Consider the following 15,720-nt stretch of genomic DNA (forward strand, 5'->3'; position numbering starts at 1 on the left):
CCGGGGTGGCCACCCATGCCGGACCGGTCGAGCGGACCGCCGCGCTGCGGCAGGCCGCCGCGGCAGCGGGCGGGGTGGTGGCCGCGCTGGCGGCGCTGGCTCCGGCCCTGCCGGGTGAGGACGTGCCGGCGGAGTCGACCAGTCAGTCGTACTTCCGGGTCCGCGAGGTGGAGCTGTCGGACCAGCAGGCCGCCCTGCACGGCCTGTTGGTGATCCACCGCGGTCTGGAGGACCTCTGCGAGGCTCCGCTGTCGGGTGCCGACCTGGCGCTGGAGCTGGCCGGAATCCGGCGGTCGGTGCTCGACCTCACCGGAGTCGCGCCGGGCACCGAATCCGGGCCCGTTCCGGCGCCGGCCGTCCCGGAGCCCGGTGCGGGGCCGTCGTTGGAGCGCGCGTGGAGCGCGCGCTGGCTCATCGGGCACCAGGTCCACGTGCTGTTCAACGTCTGCGCCGCGGTCGCCGTGGCCGACGCCACCCGCCACCTGCGCGACGGTGACGGCGACGCGGCACTGGGGCGGCTGGCGGACGCGACGGAGTACGTGCGCGGCTTCCCTGCGGCCATGAACCACGCCAGTACGATCCCGGCCGACTACTACATGGCCGCGATCCGCCGGACCATGGCGCCGCCGTCGACGGACATCCCGCTCAGCGGGCGCCAGCACCGCGGGTACAAGCTCTTCCGGGCGGCGATGAAGGACCTGCTGACGCTGGTCCCCGAATCCTACGAGCAACTGGCGGACCGCGACCCCGAGTTGGCCCAGGCGCGGGACGCCCTCCTGGAAGCCGACATCGTGGACGCCGAACGGCACGTCACCCTCGCGTACTCGATGGTCCGGCTGCGCCGTTCCATCGCCCAGCGGCCCGAGGGCCCCGACAACGCCGTCGCCGAACTACGGCAGATGCGCCACCGCCGCGCGGCCCAGTACGCCCCCCTGATCCGATTCGGGGACCACTACGTCGCCGACGCCGTGGCCGGCCTGCGCCACTCGTGAGTCCGCGTGTCCGCCCGTCCACACTCCCGGCAGGAGACCCGATGCCCGGTACCACCCACAACACCGCTGCCGCCGCGGACTGGAACCTGGGCCCGGCCGACGCCGACACGTGCGAGCGCCTGGCCCGGACCCTGTCCGCCGACGGGGGCGACCAGGTCGACAGCCCCGCGTGGGTGGCACGGGCCCGGGACGCCTGGGACGAACTCCCGCTGCCGCTGCGCCGGGCGGTGCGCCGGTTCCGACGGCACTCCGGCCCGCGCGGCACCCTGGTGATCGGCGGCCTGCCCGTCGACCGGGCGGCCCTGCCCCCGACACCGGCCGTGCCCGGCTCGGTCCAGCGGCAGGCGACCGTCCCGGCCGCGCTGCTCACCATGGTGGCCTGCGGGCTCGGCGAGCCGCTCGCCTACCTGGCCGAGAAGTCGGGGGCCCTGGTGCAGGACGTCGTGCCCGTGCCCGGGCAGGAGGCCTTCCACGGCAACGCCGGATCGGTGCCGCTGTCCTTCCACACCGAGAACGGCTTCCACCCCCACCCGCCGGACTACGTGGTCTTCCTGTGCCTGCGCGCCGACCACGACCGGACCGCCGGGATGCGCGTCGCCGGCATCCGCCAGGCACTGCCCCTCCTCACCCCGGCCGAGCGGGAGGCCCTGTCCGCAGCGGAGTTCCGCACCACGCCGCCGCCCTCCTTCGGCCCCGACGCCGAGAGCGGGGCCGGAGCCGAACCCCGACCGGTGCTGTCGGGCGCGGCCGAGGACCCCGACATCCGCATGGCCCAACTCGTCACCGCCCCGCTCACCCCTCGGGCCACCGCCGCGCTGGCCGCGTTCGGCCGGGCCTGCGAGGCGACCGCCCGCACCCTGCGCCTGACGCCCGGCGACCTGGTCGTCATCGACAACCGCGTCACCGTCCACGGCCGCACCGCCTTCCGGCCCCGCTACGACGGGGCGGACCGCTGGCTGCAACGCACCTACGTCACCGCCGACCTGCGCCGCTCCCGCGACCACCGACCGGACGACGGCCACGTCCTCGCCCGCTGACCGGCCGTGACGGGTGGGGGCGCCCCCAGCCCCCGCCCGCCGCGAACGGCACGTACGGTGCGGCCACCCGAGCGCGGAGGCCCTGGGTGGCCGCAGCCCGGGACGCGATGTCAGCAGCAGCCGTGCCACTGGTAGTCCGTCGGGGCCTCGAGTCCGGCCTCGGAGGCGTCGCCGTCGGTGCCGGCCGCGGTGGCGGGGTGGATGGTGGTGCCCTTCTTGATGGTCTCGGCGACGGCGATGTCCTTGATCTCCTCCGGCGGGACCGTCAGCGGGTTCGCGGAGAGGATCACCAGGTCGGCGAGCTTGTCGACCTCGATGCTGCCCTTGCGGTCCTGCTCGAAGTACTGGTGGGCGGCGTGGATGGTGATGGACTTGACCGCGTCCAGGGCCGACACGCACTGCTCGGGCCCGAGGACGACCTGGTCGGTGCGGGTGCGGCGGGTGACCTGGCTGGAGAGGATGGCGATCGAGTTGGGCAGGGCCACCGGGGCGTCGTGGTGCGAGGTGTAGACCATCCCCCGATCCACGGCCCAGCGGGCGGGGGAGATGGTGGCGGCCCGCTCCGGCCCGAGGACGGTCTTGCGGTACCAGTCGCCCCAGTAGTACGTGTGCATGGAGAAGAAGGACGGGATGACGCCCAGGCGGGCGAAGTCCTCGATCTGCTCCTCGCGGGCGGTCTGGGCGTGGATCGCCACCGTCCGCCGGTCGGCGTCGGCGGGCTCGACCTCGGCGGAGGCGGTCCGGACCGCCTCGATGAACTGGTCGATCGCGGCGTCGCCGTTGACGTGCGCCAGCACCTGCCAGCCCCTGGCGTACGCGGTGCTCACCTGGTCCAGGACGACCTTGGGGTCCTCGATGGTGGGGTAGCCGGAGTAGCCCTCGGGGGTGCCTTCCGGCCGCTCCTTGTAGGGCTCGGTGAGCCAGGCCGTGCGGCCTTGCGGGGATCCGTCCAGGTACATCTTCACCCCGGCCGCGCGCACGCCCCGGTGGTACTCCTGGCTCGCGCCGACCGGGTCCGGCTCCGGTGAGGCCGTGGCCTCGTCGGCCCGTGCGTAGGCGACGACGTCGATCTTGAAGGGTTTGAGGGCCGCGGCGTCCCGCAGGGCCTTCAGGTTCTTCAGTGTGGCGCCGCCCTCCTGGACGGTCGTGAAGCCGAAGCTCGCGGCCGACGCCACGCCCTTGCTGAAGAGGGCGGCCATCGCGGTCAACGGCAGCCCCTCGGTGGCCTTTTCGGAGGCCGGACTGAAGGCCGTCTCCTCCAGGACGCCGTTGGGTTCGCCGAACGGCCGGGCCACGGGGCCGGGTTGGCGTCGGATGACGCCGCCGTCCGGGTCGGCGGTGGCCCTGGTGTAGCCCAACTCCCGCAGGCCCCGGCTGTTCACGGCCCCGAGGTGGAAGGACTGGTGGATGGCCAGCACCGGCCGGGTGGTGGACACCTTGTCGAGATCCTCGCGGGTGGGGTGACGGCCTTCGGCGAGCATGGCGTCGTCGTAGCCGAACCCGATGATCCACTTGGAGAAGGCGCCCACCGGTGTCTTCGCCCATGCGCGCAGCTTGTCCAGGAGCGAGTCGATGTCCGTGACGTCGCCGTCCGGGGCGGCCAGCAGGTTGGCGAGGGTGGCCTGCAGCCCGATGCCGCCCAGGTGGCCGTGGGCGTCGATGAACCCGGGCAGCAGTGCGCGCCCGGCGAGGTCCCGCACCTTCGTCCGCGGGCCCTGCCAGCGGTCGACGGCCTCCTGGTAGTCGCCGACGTGGACGATGACTCCGTCCTTGACGGCCACCGCCTCGGGACGGGGATCGGACTCCTGGGAGTCGGCGGCCGCCGTCACGATCTCACCGCCGTGGAAGATGACATCGGCCTCGTCGTACGGTGCCGCAGCCTGGACATCGCCGGCGTCCGTCGTCACTCCCGGCTGACCGCTCATTCCGGTTCCCTTCCGCTGCCTACGTTCGGTGATCCGCTGCCTACCCGTGGCTATCGGGGTGTGAACATGAATCTGAACGCTGCTCGGGTACGGCGCTGGGGTAGGTACGGCTTGTGAGGTGGACCATCAGGAGTCGCCGGGTGCGGGCGCGCAAGGGCCGTCTCCCTTCTTGTCCGCGACGAACACCCCGCCGCATCGCCCCGCTCTGCTGCCGTTGCCGTTGTAGACGCTGACGACCTCGAACACGATCGGCTTCACCGCCGTGCGGTGGACGTACTGCGGGGGTTCCTGCGGGCCGACGTTGAAGTCATTGGCGCCGAATCTGTCCTTCTCTCCCCGGGAGCTCTTCTGCGCCGGTTTCCAGAAGGCGTACTTCGACATATCGGACCAGTTCGTCATGTAGTTCAGCAGGTCTGTGTTCAGGGTGGTGGCCTTGCCGGCCTGTGGCCATCCGGCCTGGACCGCTTCGGTGATCGGGGCGAACCGTGCGGCTTCGGCGAAGAGAACGGCCGGTTGGCACAGGGATGCTCCGTCAGCTCCGTTGCCCTTGTCGGCGAATTCCTTGACCGCGCTGTTCAGGCTGTTGTCCGTTATCTCCAGCCTTCCAGAGCTGATCTTTTCGCAGAGCTTGGGGTATTGCGTGCCCTTCGTCCAGCTGCCGGTCCGATCGGCAGGGAAGGGATAGTCGCGCCATTTCTGCTCGGGTGTTTCGAATCGGATGTAGCTGTTCTTGTCCTCGTTGTACAGGCCGATGACGTAGAGGTCGTCCTTGCGCATCAGGAAGGTGATGTGCTGCGACTGGTCGCGGCTGGTGATCCGGAGCCCGACGAAGTCCTCCGTCGTGTATGACTTGGGATTCTTGGGTTTGGCGTCCACCACCTTCTGCTGAATAGACGGGCTGACGTGCAGCCTTCGCATGCCGACGGAGATCTCCACGTCAGCAGCGGGTGCCACGGCGTCGCGGATCGACGCGATGTAGGCGGCATAGGCGTCCGCGCCTTTCCACTGCGGCTCCCCGAATTCCAGGAGCGCGGGGAGCTGTGGGGCTTGCGGTGCTGCCTGTGGGTCGGCGGTCGGAGTGCCGGAGCAGGCGGCCAGGGACACGGCCGCGAGGCCCATGGCGAGGACGGACGGGTATCGGTGTGCGGAGGGCTCGGGCATGGGGTGACTTCTTTCGGGGCCCGATGGGCCCGCGCGGGTCGGAGGCGAGGGGGCTGCGCGCGACCGGGTGCGGCCGGAGGGCGGTTCAGGAGGCGGGGAGGCGCTTGCGTCGCCCGGCGGGCGCCGCCGTGCGTTTGGCGGGCGTCGTGCGCTTGGCTGCGGCCCGGCGGGGCTTCGCGTCCGTCGGGCGAGGCGCGGTGCGGGAGGTCCGTGTCGTACGCGGGGGCGTGGTGATGCGGCCGACCTGCGTGCGCTTCTCAGGGCCCGGAGGCTGGAGGGCTTTGCCCGTCCCGTCCTTGACCACGGGCATGGCCACCAGAATGACGGCCGTGGTGGCCTTCCCGACCAGGGTGAACGTCTGCTCGGCCACCGGCGCGAGCGCGGGGACGACGAAGACGACGGTGAGGGATTTCCCGTCCTCGGACGGGGTGACCTTGGCGACGGTGGATCCGTGGTCGGGGACGAACCCTTCGCCCGTCACGGTGACCTCGAAGGTGGCCCCGCGTACGGTGCTCTGGCCCGTGTTGGTGAGGTTCCAGACGTAGGTGACGTTGTCGCCGACCAGGGGTGCGGGGGGAGAGACCGTCGTGGTGATCGCGACCTGCGCGGTGCTGCCGATGGGCACGGGGTCGCTGCCGGAGGCCAGACCGGTCGTGGTGCCGACGGTGGCGGACCGGGTGACGGCGGCCTTCGGGCCGGCCGGGTCGGGGGAGACGGCGACCCGTACGGCGATCTGCGCGGCCTCGCCCGGTGCGAGCTCTCCCACGGGAACGGTCCACCGGCCGGGGTGCGCCGGATCGACGGTGCCGCTGCGCGGGGCGGTGTCGACGGTGGCGTCCAGGAAGGCGAAGTCCTTCGGGAGCGTCAGGACGAACGAGGTGTCCCGGGCGCTGGAGGGCCCGTCGTTGCCGAGGGACCAGACCAGGACGCTCTCGCCGCCGGCGGTGACCGGGTAGGGGAGTTGGAAGGCGCTGATCCGTACGGTGCTGCGGACGGTGACGTTCAGCCGTGCGGTGTGGATGACCGGGCTCGCGCCGTCCGCGAAGAGCAGTGCGGTGACGGCGAGTGGATCGGGGCCTTTCGCCGTGGTGGCGGGAGCTCGGGGCGACACCCGGCAGGTGACCCGCACGGTCTGCTTCCCGGTGGCGAGGCCGTCGAGGCCGAGGGTGAGGTGTCCGTCGCTCTGCGACAGCGAGGACGGGGCCTGGCCGTCGATCAGGGCCTCGGTGACGGTGAGCTCCGGGGGCAGGGCGACCTGGAGGGAGGCGGGGCCGGTGGCGCAGGTGCCGGTTCTGGCGACCGTCCAGGTGAACGGGACGGTGGCACCGGCATCGAAGGTGCGGAGGTCGGCGGCGTCCGGGTCCGGGGTGAGGGTCAGGACGGCGTCGGAGTCGATCTCGATCCGCGCGGCCGCGTCGGCCGGAGTCTGCCCCTCCTCCTTGACCACGGCCCGTCCGCTCACCGTGCCCGGCGCCCGGGTCAGGTCGTCGGCGGTGGTGGTGCCGGTGGCGGTCACGGTGACGGACAGGCCGGGCTTGAGGTCGGGCAGGGATGTCGGACTGGCCTGGACGGGCGCCTTCCTGCCGTTCGAGACGGTGATCTTGGGATTGCTCAGTTCGGGTGGCAGCGTGAGGTCGGCGACGGCGCCGGAGGCCACCGACGGGCCGCGGTTGACCACCGTCCAGACGAGCGAGGCATGTTCGCCCACCGTCACCGGGCTGGGGGTGCCGATGCCGTTGAGCGTGAGCGCGCTCGCCCGGGTGACCTGCACCGAGCCGATCCGGCCCGTGGCGTCGGCGGTGTCGCCCGCCTTGGCGGTGGCGGTCACGGCGGGGATGTTCTTGGCGGCCGGGTCGACGAGGGCCGTGACCGTGACCGCGCGCTGCTCGCCCGGCTTGAGGTCGATCGGCGGCCACTGGACCCTTCTGCCGTCCGACGTCGCTCCGCCGTGGGAGGAAGCGCGGTAGGTGAGGGAGGCCGGCAGGCCGGCGGTGAGGTCGATCTTCTCTGCGGCGGGCCCGCCGGCGTGGGCGAGGGTCCACACGTAGGTCAGGTCGCGCCCGGCGACCACCGCAGGCGGGACAGCCTCGCCGGTGAGGCTCAACGCGACCTTGACCTCGGCCGTCAGGGTGTTCTTGGCGTCGGCGGCGTCGGTGGCCTGGGCGTGGGCGGTCGCCTCCAGCGGGCCGGCGGCATCCTTGCGAACGGTGGCGGTGGCCTCGAGGGTCAGCTGCTGGCCGTTCGACAGCGTGCCGAGGGAGTCGAAGACGAGCTGCCTCTTCGGCTCGTCCCAACGTGCCGTCTGCGATCCGCCTTCGGTGACCAGGCCCTTCGGGTCGGACACCTGGTCGGGCATGGTGATCCGGACGGTGAGCCCGGACGCGTCGGAGGGCCCCTTGTTGGCCAGCGTCCAGTGGTAGGTGATCCGCTTTCCGGCGTCGGCGGGGTTCGGGGTTACCGCCCCGGTCAGGTCCAGCTGGGACGAGGCGCGGGCGGTGGCCTCGGCGGTCTTCCAGGCCGGGCGGGCCTGTGCGGAACAGGCGTACGCTCGGGCGGGCAGCGAGCCGGTGGCACCGTCGTCGACGACGGTCTTCACCGAGAAGTCCTGGGTCTTGCCCGGGGCGAGCGAACCCAGGTAGCCGATGATCATCTTGGGGGTGGGGGTAGCGGGCAGCCCGTGAACCTCCGTCGGCTTGACGTCGGCGGGCAGGGTGATCGACACGTAGATGTTCTTGGCGGTGACGTTGCGACCGGTGTTCTTGAGGGTCCAGGAGTAGGTCAGGAACTTGCCGGGGTCGACCGTTTCCGGATCGGCTTTCGCCTTGGTGAACTTCAGTGTGGTGGTCTTGTCCTTCTCGTCGTCGTCGTCATCGTCGTCCGACTCGTCGTGGTCCTTTCCGCTGCCTTCGCCGCCGAACGGGGGCGGGAAGCCGAAGGGCCCGAAGTCGAAGGGGAATCGGAAGTTGCCCTTCCCCTGTTTGACGGGGATGGTGATGTCCTTGCTGGTCGCCTCGGTGGAGCCATCGCGGGTGAACAGGCCCGTGACGGTGACCTGGTGGTCCTGCGTGTCGCCGACCGTCGTGACGACCGTGAACCATCCGCCGGCCTTGCCGGGCGCCAACTCCTCCTGAGGATAGGTGGCTTGCTGGCCGTCGGCGAGGCTCAGGGCGCTCGGCAGCTTGACCGTACGGGTCACGTTGCGGGCCAGGGACGGACCGGTGTTCCTCACATTCCAGGCCAGGGCGAGCTGGTCGCCCTCCTGGACCGTGTCCGGGCTGAACCGGGTCTCGATGATCTCGAGTCGGTCCTGCACCGCCACCTGGACCGTGGCCGGTGCCTCGGGCGTTCTGGCCGGCTTCCCGGTGCGGGGGTCGAGTGTCTGCGCCTCAGCGCCGGCCTTGAGGGTGAGCGAGCCGCGAACCTCCGGGGCGGGCCAGACACGGAGGGTGAGGTCGGCCGGGCAGTTCGGCGGGAGGGGGCCCAGATCCCAGCTGATGTCCGTGCCCTTGACAGTGGCTGTCGGGGTGGCGGACACGAAGGTGGCGCCGGGCGGCAGGGTGACCCGTGCGGTGACGCCGGTCGCCGTGGAACTTCCCTTGTTGGTGAGTGTCCACCGGAAGGCAGCGGGGTGGTCACGGTCACCCGCCACCACCTGGGCCGGGTCGGTGGCTTCGGCGCGCAGCGACAGCACGGCCTCTGCGGTGGCGGTGACGGTCGCCTCGGTCGCCGGGACTTTGATCGGCTTCTTTGTCTTGGCATCCAGGGTCGTGGCGGAGGCCTTCGCCGAGGCGGTCAGCGGGCCGAGGGCCCCGGGGTCGACCTTCGCGGTGACGGCGACGGACGTGTCGCCGGACTCGACCGGGGGCAGCGCCCAGCTGACGATGCCGCCCTTCTGGAGCGTGCCATGGTCGGTGGCGGAGACGAAAGCCAGACCGTCCGGCAGCGTCGCGGTGACGGCGAGGCCCCGGACGACGGAGGGGCCCTCGTTGTGGAAGGTCCAGGTGTAGGTGACCTCGTCCCGCCCGGCGACCGTCTGCGGGGGGACGGCGGCCGCTGTGCAGGTGAGCGTGGCGAGTTCCTGGACCTTCAGGGTGACGGGTACCTGCGGGGTGGTTGCCGGACTGCCAGAGCCGTCCGGCCTGCTGAAGGTCGCCACGGCGGTGGCGACCAGGGTGTCCCGTGTGGTCGGGGAGGTCTTCGCCTTGACCGTCACCGTGCGCGATTGGGGTGGGTCCAGGTAGCCGAGCTGCCAGAGGATGCTGCCATCGGCTTGTAGGGTTCCGCCGTTGTCGGCAGAGTCAAAGCGCACCCCGGCCGGAGGGGTGGCCCGTACGCTCACCATTTCTGCGCTGGACGGTCCTCTGCTCTCCACCTTCCAACGGAAACTGACGGGTTGATCTGCCGGCACCGTGTCGTCGGCGGGGTCACCCGTCAGGGAGAGGTCCACCTTCGACACGGGGTCCACGATGGTCTGCCGGTTTGGCGTCGCGTCGGCGGTGTGGACACCGAACAGGACACCCAGGGGGATGCCGGCGTTCGGCGCGATCTGCACGGTGAGGGCCGCCACGGCTTTCTCGCCATGCTTCAAGGGCGGCAGCTTGTGCTCCGGGGCGCGCTTGTCGTCGATGGTGAAGTCGACTTCGCTCAGACCGTCCCCCATGTCGTACTCGCAGACGGCGGAGGTGACGTCGTCGGGCCCGAGGTTCGTCACCGTCCAGGAGAGGACCGCCTTCTCGCCCGCCACCGGTTCGGGAGGCTGCACGGTGCCCTGGCTCAAGTCGAGCGTGGCGTTCTCGAGGACGGTCCCCTTGCTGTCCGAAGAGCCGGGGTCGATGTGGGTGTCGTCGCCGAGGAACTCCGCCTTGACCGAGGCATCGGCGACCTTTGCCTCGTCCGTGTCGCCCGCTCGCCGCCGGGCGCTCGCCGTTCTCTTGGTGGCTGCCGTACGTGCCATCGTCCTGCTGCTCCTCGGTGTGGACTGCTCAGCGGGAAGGGGTGACCGGAAGCCGGTGGGGAACGGCGGGTGGGCACGGTCCTTCGCTCCGGCCGGGCGGGTTCTGATGGGCAGCGCCGGCCGGCGTCCCGCCTCAGGTCCGTTCGAGCCGGACCGCTGCTGCGCCATGGCGGGGACGCGGGGTCTCGCTCCGCAGTTGTCACTGTACGAATCGTGTGCGGATTCCGCCCGGCGGGAGCGTCCGCTCGGATCGTTGCCCGGTCCGGGTTCCGTCCGGCGGACCGGCCGAGGGCGTGACGCCGGACGGCCAGGACCGGCTCGCCAACGAGGCGTTCGAGTGCGCCGACCCGCTGAGGCTGATGCGGCCCTTCGGCATCGCGGAGCTGCCGGGTAGACGGCCTCCGGCCCGGAGCGGGGGAGTACCCCGCTCCGGGCCGGAGGCCGGAACCGCGGAACCATCGGTGCGTACGCCGGTGTTGTCCGGGCGCAGCGGCCTGAGCGGCCTCAGCGGCAGAGGGCTGCTTCGACGACGTTCTCGACGTGCCTCAAGGCGGCCTTGTCGGTCGGGCGGGAGGTCACGGCGATGTTGGCCGCGGCGCTGCCGTCCTCGGTGACGCCGCCGCGGGTCTCGTAGCCGGGGAAGCTGCCGCCGTGGCCCCAGTAGAGGCCGCCGCAGGGCAGGGGCCTGCTCACGAGGCCGAGTCCGTAGGCGGCGCCGGGGCCGACGGCCTCGGCGGGGACGGTCTTCTTCATTTCGGCGAGCTGGGCGGGTGGGAGGAGGCCGCCGTGGAGGAGTGCGGAGAAGAAGTGGTTGAGGTCGGAGTTGGTGGAGATCATCTGACCGGCGGCCCAGCCGAAGGAGGGGTCGGTCTCGGTGACGTCCTGCTGGGGTGCGTCGGGGGTTTCGCGGTAGTAGCCCTTGGGGTGGGGCTCGCGGATGGTCGTGTCGCCGGGGGTGGGGAAGTAGGTGTGGCGCAGGCCGACGGGCTTGACGATGCGGCGGTCGATCTCCGCCGCGAGCGGGCGGCCGGTGACCCGTTGGACGATCAGGCCGGCCACGAGGTAGTTCGTGTTGCTGTAGTTGAACCGGTCGCCAGGGGCGAAGTCGGCCTTGAACCGCAGTGCGTTGTCGAGGAGGTCGCGCGGCTCGTAGTAGTGGAACGAGGCATCACCCCGCAGGTACTCCGGGAGCCCGCTGGTGTGCTGGAGGAGCTGACGGACGGTGATGTTCCGCCCGTCGATGCCGTCCCCGCGGACGAGGCCCGGCAGGTAGGTCTCGACGGGCGCGTCGAGGCCGATCTTCCCCTCTCCGACCAGCTGCAGCACGACCACCGCCGTGAACGCCTTGGTGTTGCTGCCCATCCGCACCTGACCGTCGACCGGGACCTTTGCCCCGGTGGCCAGGTCACCCACCCCGGCGGTGTAGTTGCGGGCTCGGCCGTGCCCCTTCTCGACGTTCGCCAGCGTGCCGACGATGCCGTCGTCCCGCACCAGTGCGTCGAGGCCCTGCTGGACGGTGTCCGGCTTCGGTGCCGCGAAGGCCGCGGACGGGGCCAGCACCCCCGTCGTCAGGGCACCGACGGCCATCGCGGCCACCAGGACCTTCCTGGGCCGGGACGGGTGGACGGTCTGCTGCGCCTGATTGCGCATGCATCAACTCCGGTTGCTTGTCGAGGAAGCCGGCGGGTCACGCCGCTGCCCCAACCCTCTCCGGAGCGGACCACCTGCGACGATGCCGCTACCCACCCGGTCGTGGGTGGGGTTATCCCCCGGTATCCGCAGGAATGGCGGGTTCACGGCAGTACGGCCACCGCCGCCACGTCCGCCGGCCGGTCGTCGTACCCGGGCACCGGGGCCTGCCCCTGCGCGCACGCGCCGGCCGCCGGCGGATCACCGGGGTTCGGCGACGAGCAGCGGGCCGCGTGGGCGGACGGTGGCGGCGGTGGCGCTCTCCCGGAGGGGGGTGGCCGTGGCCGGGCTGAGGCGCAGGCGGGCGAGGACGGCTGCGGTGACGACGAGCATCTCGGTCCAGGCGAAGGACTCGCCGACGCACTTGTGCCGGCCCGCGCCGAAGGGGACGAACAGCCTGGGTGGGGCGTGGCCGGCGGACTGGCGCCAGCGGTCGGGGTCGAACCGCGACGGGTCGGGGTGGAGCCGCGGGGAGCGGTGCAGCGCGGTCGGGCTGAAGAGGATCTCCGCCCCCGGGGGCAGGACGACGTTGCCGTACCGGAGGGGCTCCGTCGCCCGGCGCATCAGGATCCAGTTGGGGGTGTGGAGCCGGAGGGTCTCGCTGATGGCGTGGCCCGTGCGCTCCAGGAGCGGCAGGTCGTCCGGGGACACGGAGCCGTCGGGGGCGACGGCGCGCACCTCCTCGCTCAGCCCGTCCTGGAGGTCCTGGTGCCGGGCGAGTTCGTGGAAGAGCCAGGCGAGCGTGGTGGCGGTCGTCTCGGTGCCGGCCAGGAGCAGCGAGACCGCCTCGTCCCTGACCTGGGCCGGTGGCATGGCGAGGCCGGTCTCCTCGTCGCGGGCAGTCAGCAGCAGGGACAGCAGTGTGCCGTCCGGGCCCTGCTGCGGGGCGGCGGCCTGATCGACGAGCTCGTCCACGGTGGTGCGCAGGTCCCGGACCGCCGCGTCGAAGCGCCGGTTGGCCGGTACGGGCAGCTTCTCCAGCAGCGGCGACGGGTAGAGCGCCCGCTGGACGAATCCGGTGAGGACGACGGGCACGGCCCGGTCGATCCGGGCCTTCTGGGCGGGGGTCAGGCGGGTGGCGAACAGTGCCTCGACCACGATGTCCCGGGCGAGTCCGTGCATCCGCGGCTCGATCGGCGCGGGCCGCCCGGTCTCCCAGCGGGACACCGCGGCCGCTGCCAGCCGCGCGGCCAGGGCGGCGTACCGGCGGATGCCGTCGCGGTGGAAGGCCGGTTGCACCAGGCGCCGCTGGCGGAGGTGGAACGCGCCCTCGGAGATGAACAGGCCGTTGCCCAGCAGGCCGCGGGCCTGGTCGAAGACGAAGCCCTTCTCGGTCCTCGCGGCGTCCTGGACGAGCAGCCGGTGGACCAGCCCGGGGTCGGTGAGGACGTGAACGGGCCTGCGCCACAGGTGGATCCGCACCACCGGGCCGTGGTCGGCGAGCGACTGGAGGAACGGCACGGGGCGGGTCAGCAGCGGGAGCAGGTGGCCGAGCAGGGGCAGGTGGCCGGGCGCGCGCGGCGCGCTGCCGGGCGGGGCGGCGTCCTCGCGCATCAGTGCCTCGCCGCGGGGGACGGCACGTCGAACCGGGAGCTGCCGCGCGACCAGTCGATGTGCCCGCGCAGCCACAGCCCGAGGCTGCGGGCGTACGCGGAGGCCGCTTCGCTGCCGTCCGTGCGGACGGTCCGGCTCAGCTCGACGAACGCGCGCATCTCGGCGTCGCGCATGGCGACGGCCGACCGTCGGGCCTCGGCCGGGGAGCAGCGGTGGTGGCGGGCGAGGACCTCGACCAGGTTGTGGCGGCCCTGGCCGCCGGCGGCCTCCTTGGCGTGGGAGTACAGGTCGTTGTCCCAGCTCACCAGGTTCGCCGTGAGGTCCCTGAGCCTGCGCAGCGACGGTCCGTCCGCCTCCGCGGCCGGGACTTCGTAGCCGGCCGCGAGGTCGACCAGGGCGAGGCAGGTGTACGTCGCCCCGGCGTGCCGGCGCATGGCCACGTACTCGGCCAGGACCGGTACGGTGCCCGCCTCCCGGTTGGCGGCCTCCCACACCTGGGCGGAGAGGTAGTCGCGGACCGTGCACTCCCACCGGAACAGCTGGGACGGCGAGGCCTGCGCGGCGATCCGGTCCCGGATCTCCCGCAGGGCCGTCGCGTAGGCGCCGGCCGGTCCGGGCAGCCCGTCGCCGGGCGGCTCGGGGTCGACCACCCGGGAGAGGAGGGCGGTCGTACGGGCCAACGGCCCGGGGGCGGCGCCGCGTTCGCGGTCCTCGCAGTACCCGTCGTCGAAGGCGAAGAGCCAGACGTACCAGTCGGACAACAGGCGCAGCATCCCGGCGGAGACCTCCGGGTTGGTCCGCGCGGCCAGGTGGCCGCTGCGCTGGCGGCCGATCCGGTCGGACTGCCGGTGGCGCCCGTCCAGCAGCCGGTGGCGCGCCAGCCAGTCCAGGCTCTGCCGGTCGGCCTGCTCGGCGTGGGGGTTCGTCAGGGAGGGGAAGGGGCACCACAGGTCGTCCGGGGCGCTGGGTGGCTGCCCGTCGCGGGGCTCGGTCATGGGTGTGTCGGCCTTCGTCTGGTGTGGGGGCGGTCAGTTCCGGAAGGACGCGGTGAGGTCGGCGTGGCCGCGGAAGGTGAGGCGGTCGCGGCGGACCGCCGGGCCGGTGCGCCGCATGACGCTACGGCGGCGGGAGGCGGGGCGGTTGCGCGTCCGTGCACGGGGGATGGCCCGGGAGGGAACCGGCGGGCCGGCGGCGGGAGCCGGGGCTGGGCACGCTGCGCGCCCGGAGCGGCACCCGCCGTAGTGCCGGGGCGGGTTGACGGATTGTAGCCTTGGGTGCCCGGGGAGTGGGCGGTGAGAACCCGAGGGGGACGAGAGTGGTGGACGGCGGGCGGGTTCCGGTCCTGGTCGGCCGGCAGCGGGAGACGGAGCTGCTGACGGCGGCGCTGGTCCAGGCCGTGGACGGTGCGAGCGGGTCCACGGTGCTGCTGCGCGGTGAGGCGGGGGTCGGCAAGAGCACGCTGCTGGCCTGGGTGGAACGGGCGGCGCGCGAGCGCGGGTTCACCGTCCTGCGCGCGGTCGGCTCCGAGGCGGAGACGGACCTCGCGTTCGGCGCCCTCCACCAGGCCTTCTGGGCGCCGCTCCAGCGCTCCACCGCGCTGTCCGCCCACCAGCGGGAGGCCCTGGAGAGCGCGTTCGGCGTCCGTCCCGGCGCCCCGAGCGGCCTCGCCGTCGGTGCCGCCGCGCTGGCCCTGCTGGAGGAGGCGGCGCGGGCCGCCCCGACGCTGCTCCTCCTCGACGACCTGCACTGGATCGACTCGTCGAGCGCGACCGTCTACGCCTTCCTCCACCGGCGCTGCGCCGAGCAGCGGGTGGTGATCGTCGGCGCCACCCGCCCGGACGGGCCGGCCGCCCGGCTCTGGTCCGCCGAGGCCGTCGACGTGCGGGCGCTGCCCCGGACGGACGCGGCCCTGCTGCTGGGCTCCCGCTACCCCGAACTCGCCGCGCCCGCCAGGGACCGGGTGCTGGCGGAGGCGGCCGGGAACGAGCTGGCGCTGGTGGAGCTGCCGCGCCAGCTCGCGGCCGCCCAGCAGCGCGGGGCCGCGCCACTGCCGGAGCGGCTGCCGCTGGGGCGGAAGCTGGAGCGGATGTTCACCGAACGGCTGGGGGCGGTGCCGCCGGAGGCCGGCCGTCTGCTGCTGCTCGGCGCCTTGGCCGCCAGTCCGGACTTCGGCAGCGGCGAGTGGCTGAGCGCGGTCGCGGACGAGAACGCGCGGGAGATCCTGGAACGGATCGAGGCCGACGGGCTGGCCCGGCTCGACCCGGCCGGGCAACTGGTGTTCCGGCACCCGTTGGTGCGCACCGCCGTCGTCTCCGCGGCCTCCGACACCGCGCGCCGCGAGGCGCACCGCGCGCTGTCCGACGCGCTCGCGCCGGGCGACCCGCGGCGGCTGGTCCACGAGGCCGCCG

Annotated in this window: 9 protein-coding genes; 3 read left to right on the forward strand and 6 right to left on the reverse strand. The window is 72.8% G+C overall.

What is annotated here, in order from left to right; translation table 11 throughout:
• Both AE652_RS17980 and AE652_RS17985 read left to right on the forward strand, forming a co-directional pair.
• A partial coding sequence (locus AE652_RS17980; protein ID WP_049652652.1) for a hypothetical protein occupies positions 1-992 on the forward strand: 992 nt, incomplete at its 5' end.
• Between the two features lie 41 nt (positions 993-1,033).
• Positions 1,034-2,029, forward strand: coding sequence for a clavaminate synthase family protein (locus AE652_RS17985; protein ID WP_049652654.1), 996 nt, complete (start codon positions 1,034-1,036; stop codon positions 2,027-2,029).
• A 110-nt stretch (positions 2,030-2,139) separates the two neighbouring features.
• On the opposite strand, the gene AE652_RS17990 is transcribed toward AE652_RS17985, so the two are convergent.
• The 6 genes from AE652_RS17990 to AE652_RS18015 form a co-directional block, all read right to left on the reverse strand.
• A complete protein-coding gene (locus AE652_RS17990; protein WP_049652655.1) occupies positions 2,140-3,954 on the reverse strand; it encodes an amidohydrolase in 1,815 nt (604 codons plus the stop codon).
• A gap of 126 nt (positions 3,955-4,080) precedes the next feature.
• Positions 4,081-5,115 (reverse strand): ribosome-inactivating family protein, encoded by a 1,035-nt coding sequence (locus tag AE652_RS17995; RefSeq protein WP_049652657.1) that lies wholly within the window; start codon positions 5,113-5,115, stop codon positions 4,081-4,083.
• 85 nt (positions 5,116-5,200) lie between these two features.
• Positions 5,201-10,069, reverse strand: a complete 4,869-nt coding sequence (locus tag AE652_RS18000; protein WP_049652660.1) for a DUF11 domain-containing protein — start codon at positions 10,067-10,069, stop codon at positions 5,201-5,203.
• A 504-nt stretch (positions 10,070-10,573) separates the two neighbouring features.
• Positions 10,574-11,719, reverse strand: a complete 1,146-nt coding sequence (locus tag AE652_RS18005) for a serine hydrolase (RefSeq protein ID WP_049652661.1) — start codon at positions 11,717-11,719, stop codon at positions 10,574-10,576.
• A 240-nt stretch (positions 11,720-11,959) separates the two neighbouring features.
• On the reverse strand, positions 11,960-13,312 hold the full coding sequence (locus AE652_RS18010; protein ID WP_049652663.1) for a cytochrome P450: 1,353 nt from the start codon (positions 13,310-13,312) through the stop codon (positions 11,960-11,962).
• Positions 13,312-14,307 (reverse strand): terpene synthase family protein, encoded by a 996-nt coding sequence (locus AE652_RS18015; RefSeq protein WP_049652665.1) that lies wholly within the window; start codon positions 14,305-14,307, stop codon positions 13,312-13,314. The genes AE652_RS18010 and AE652_RS18015 overlap by 1 nt, the downstream gene beginning before the upstream one ends.
• A gap of 320 nt (positions 14,308-14,627) precedes the next feature.
• Between AE652_RS18015 and AE652_RS18020 the strand changes: the two genes are divergently transcribed.
• Positions 14,628-15,720: BREX system ATP-binding domain-containing protein (locus tag AE652_RS18020; RefSeq protein ID WP_159028474.1), on the forward strand; the 1,093-nt coding region annotated here is incomplete at its 3' end.

Origin of the sequence: Kitasatospora sp. MY 5-36 (assembly GCF_001182915.1) — a bacterium.
GTDB lineage: Bacteria > Actinomycetota > Actinomycetes > Streptomycetales > Streptomycetaceae > Kitasatospora.

What these genes read in the sequence shown, in the direction of transcription:
- AE652_RS17990 (WP_049652655.1), bottom strand. Translation starts at nt 3,954, where the DNA reads ATGAGCGGTCAGCCGGGAGTGACGACGGACGCCGGCGATGTCCAGGCT.
- AE652_RS18010 (WP_049652663.1), bottom strand. Translation starts at nt 13,312, where the DNA reads ATGCGCGAGGACGCCGCCCCGCCCGGCAGCGCGCCGCGCGCGCCCGGC.
- AE652_RS18015 (WP_049652665.1), bottom strand. Translation starts at nt 14,307, where the DNA reads ATGACCGAGCCCCGCGACGGGCAGCCACCCAGCGCCCCGGACGACCTG.
- AE652_RS17985 (WP_049652654.1), top strand. Translation starts at nt 1,034, where the DNA reads ATGCCCGGTACCACCCACAACACCGCTGCCGCCGCGGACTGGAACCTG.
- AE652_RS18000 (WP_049652660.1), bottom strand. Translation starts at nt 10,069, where the DNA reads ATGGCACGTACGGCAGCCACCAAGAGAACGGCGAGCGCCCGGCGGCGA.
- AE652_RS17995 (WP_049652657.1), bottom strand. Translation starts at nt 5,115, where the DNA reads ATGCCCGAGCCCTCCGCACACCGATACCCGTCCGTCCTCGCCATGGGC.
- AE652_RS18005 (WP_049652661.1), bottom strand. Translation starts at nt 11,719, where the DNA reads ATGCGCAATCAGGCGCAGCAGACCGTCCACCCGTCCCGGCCCAGGAAG.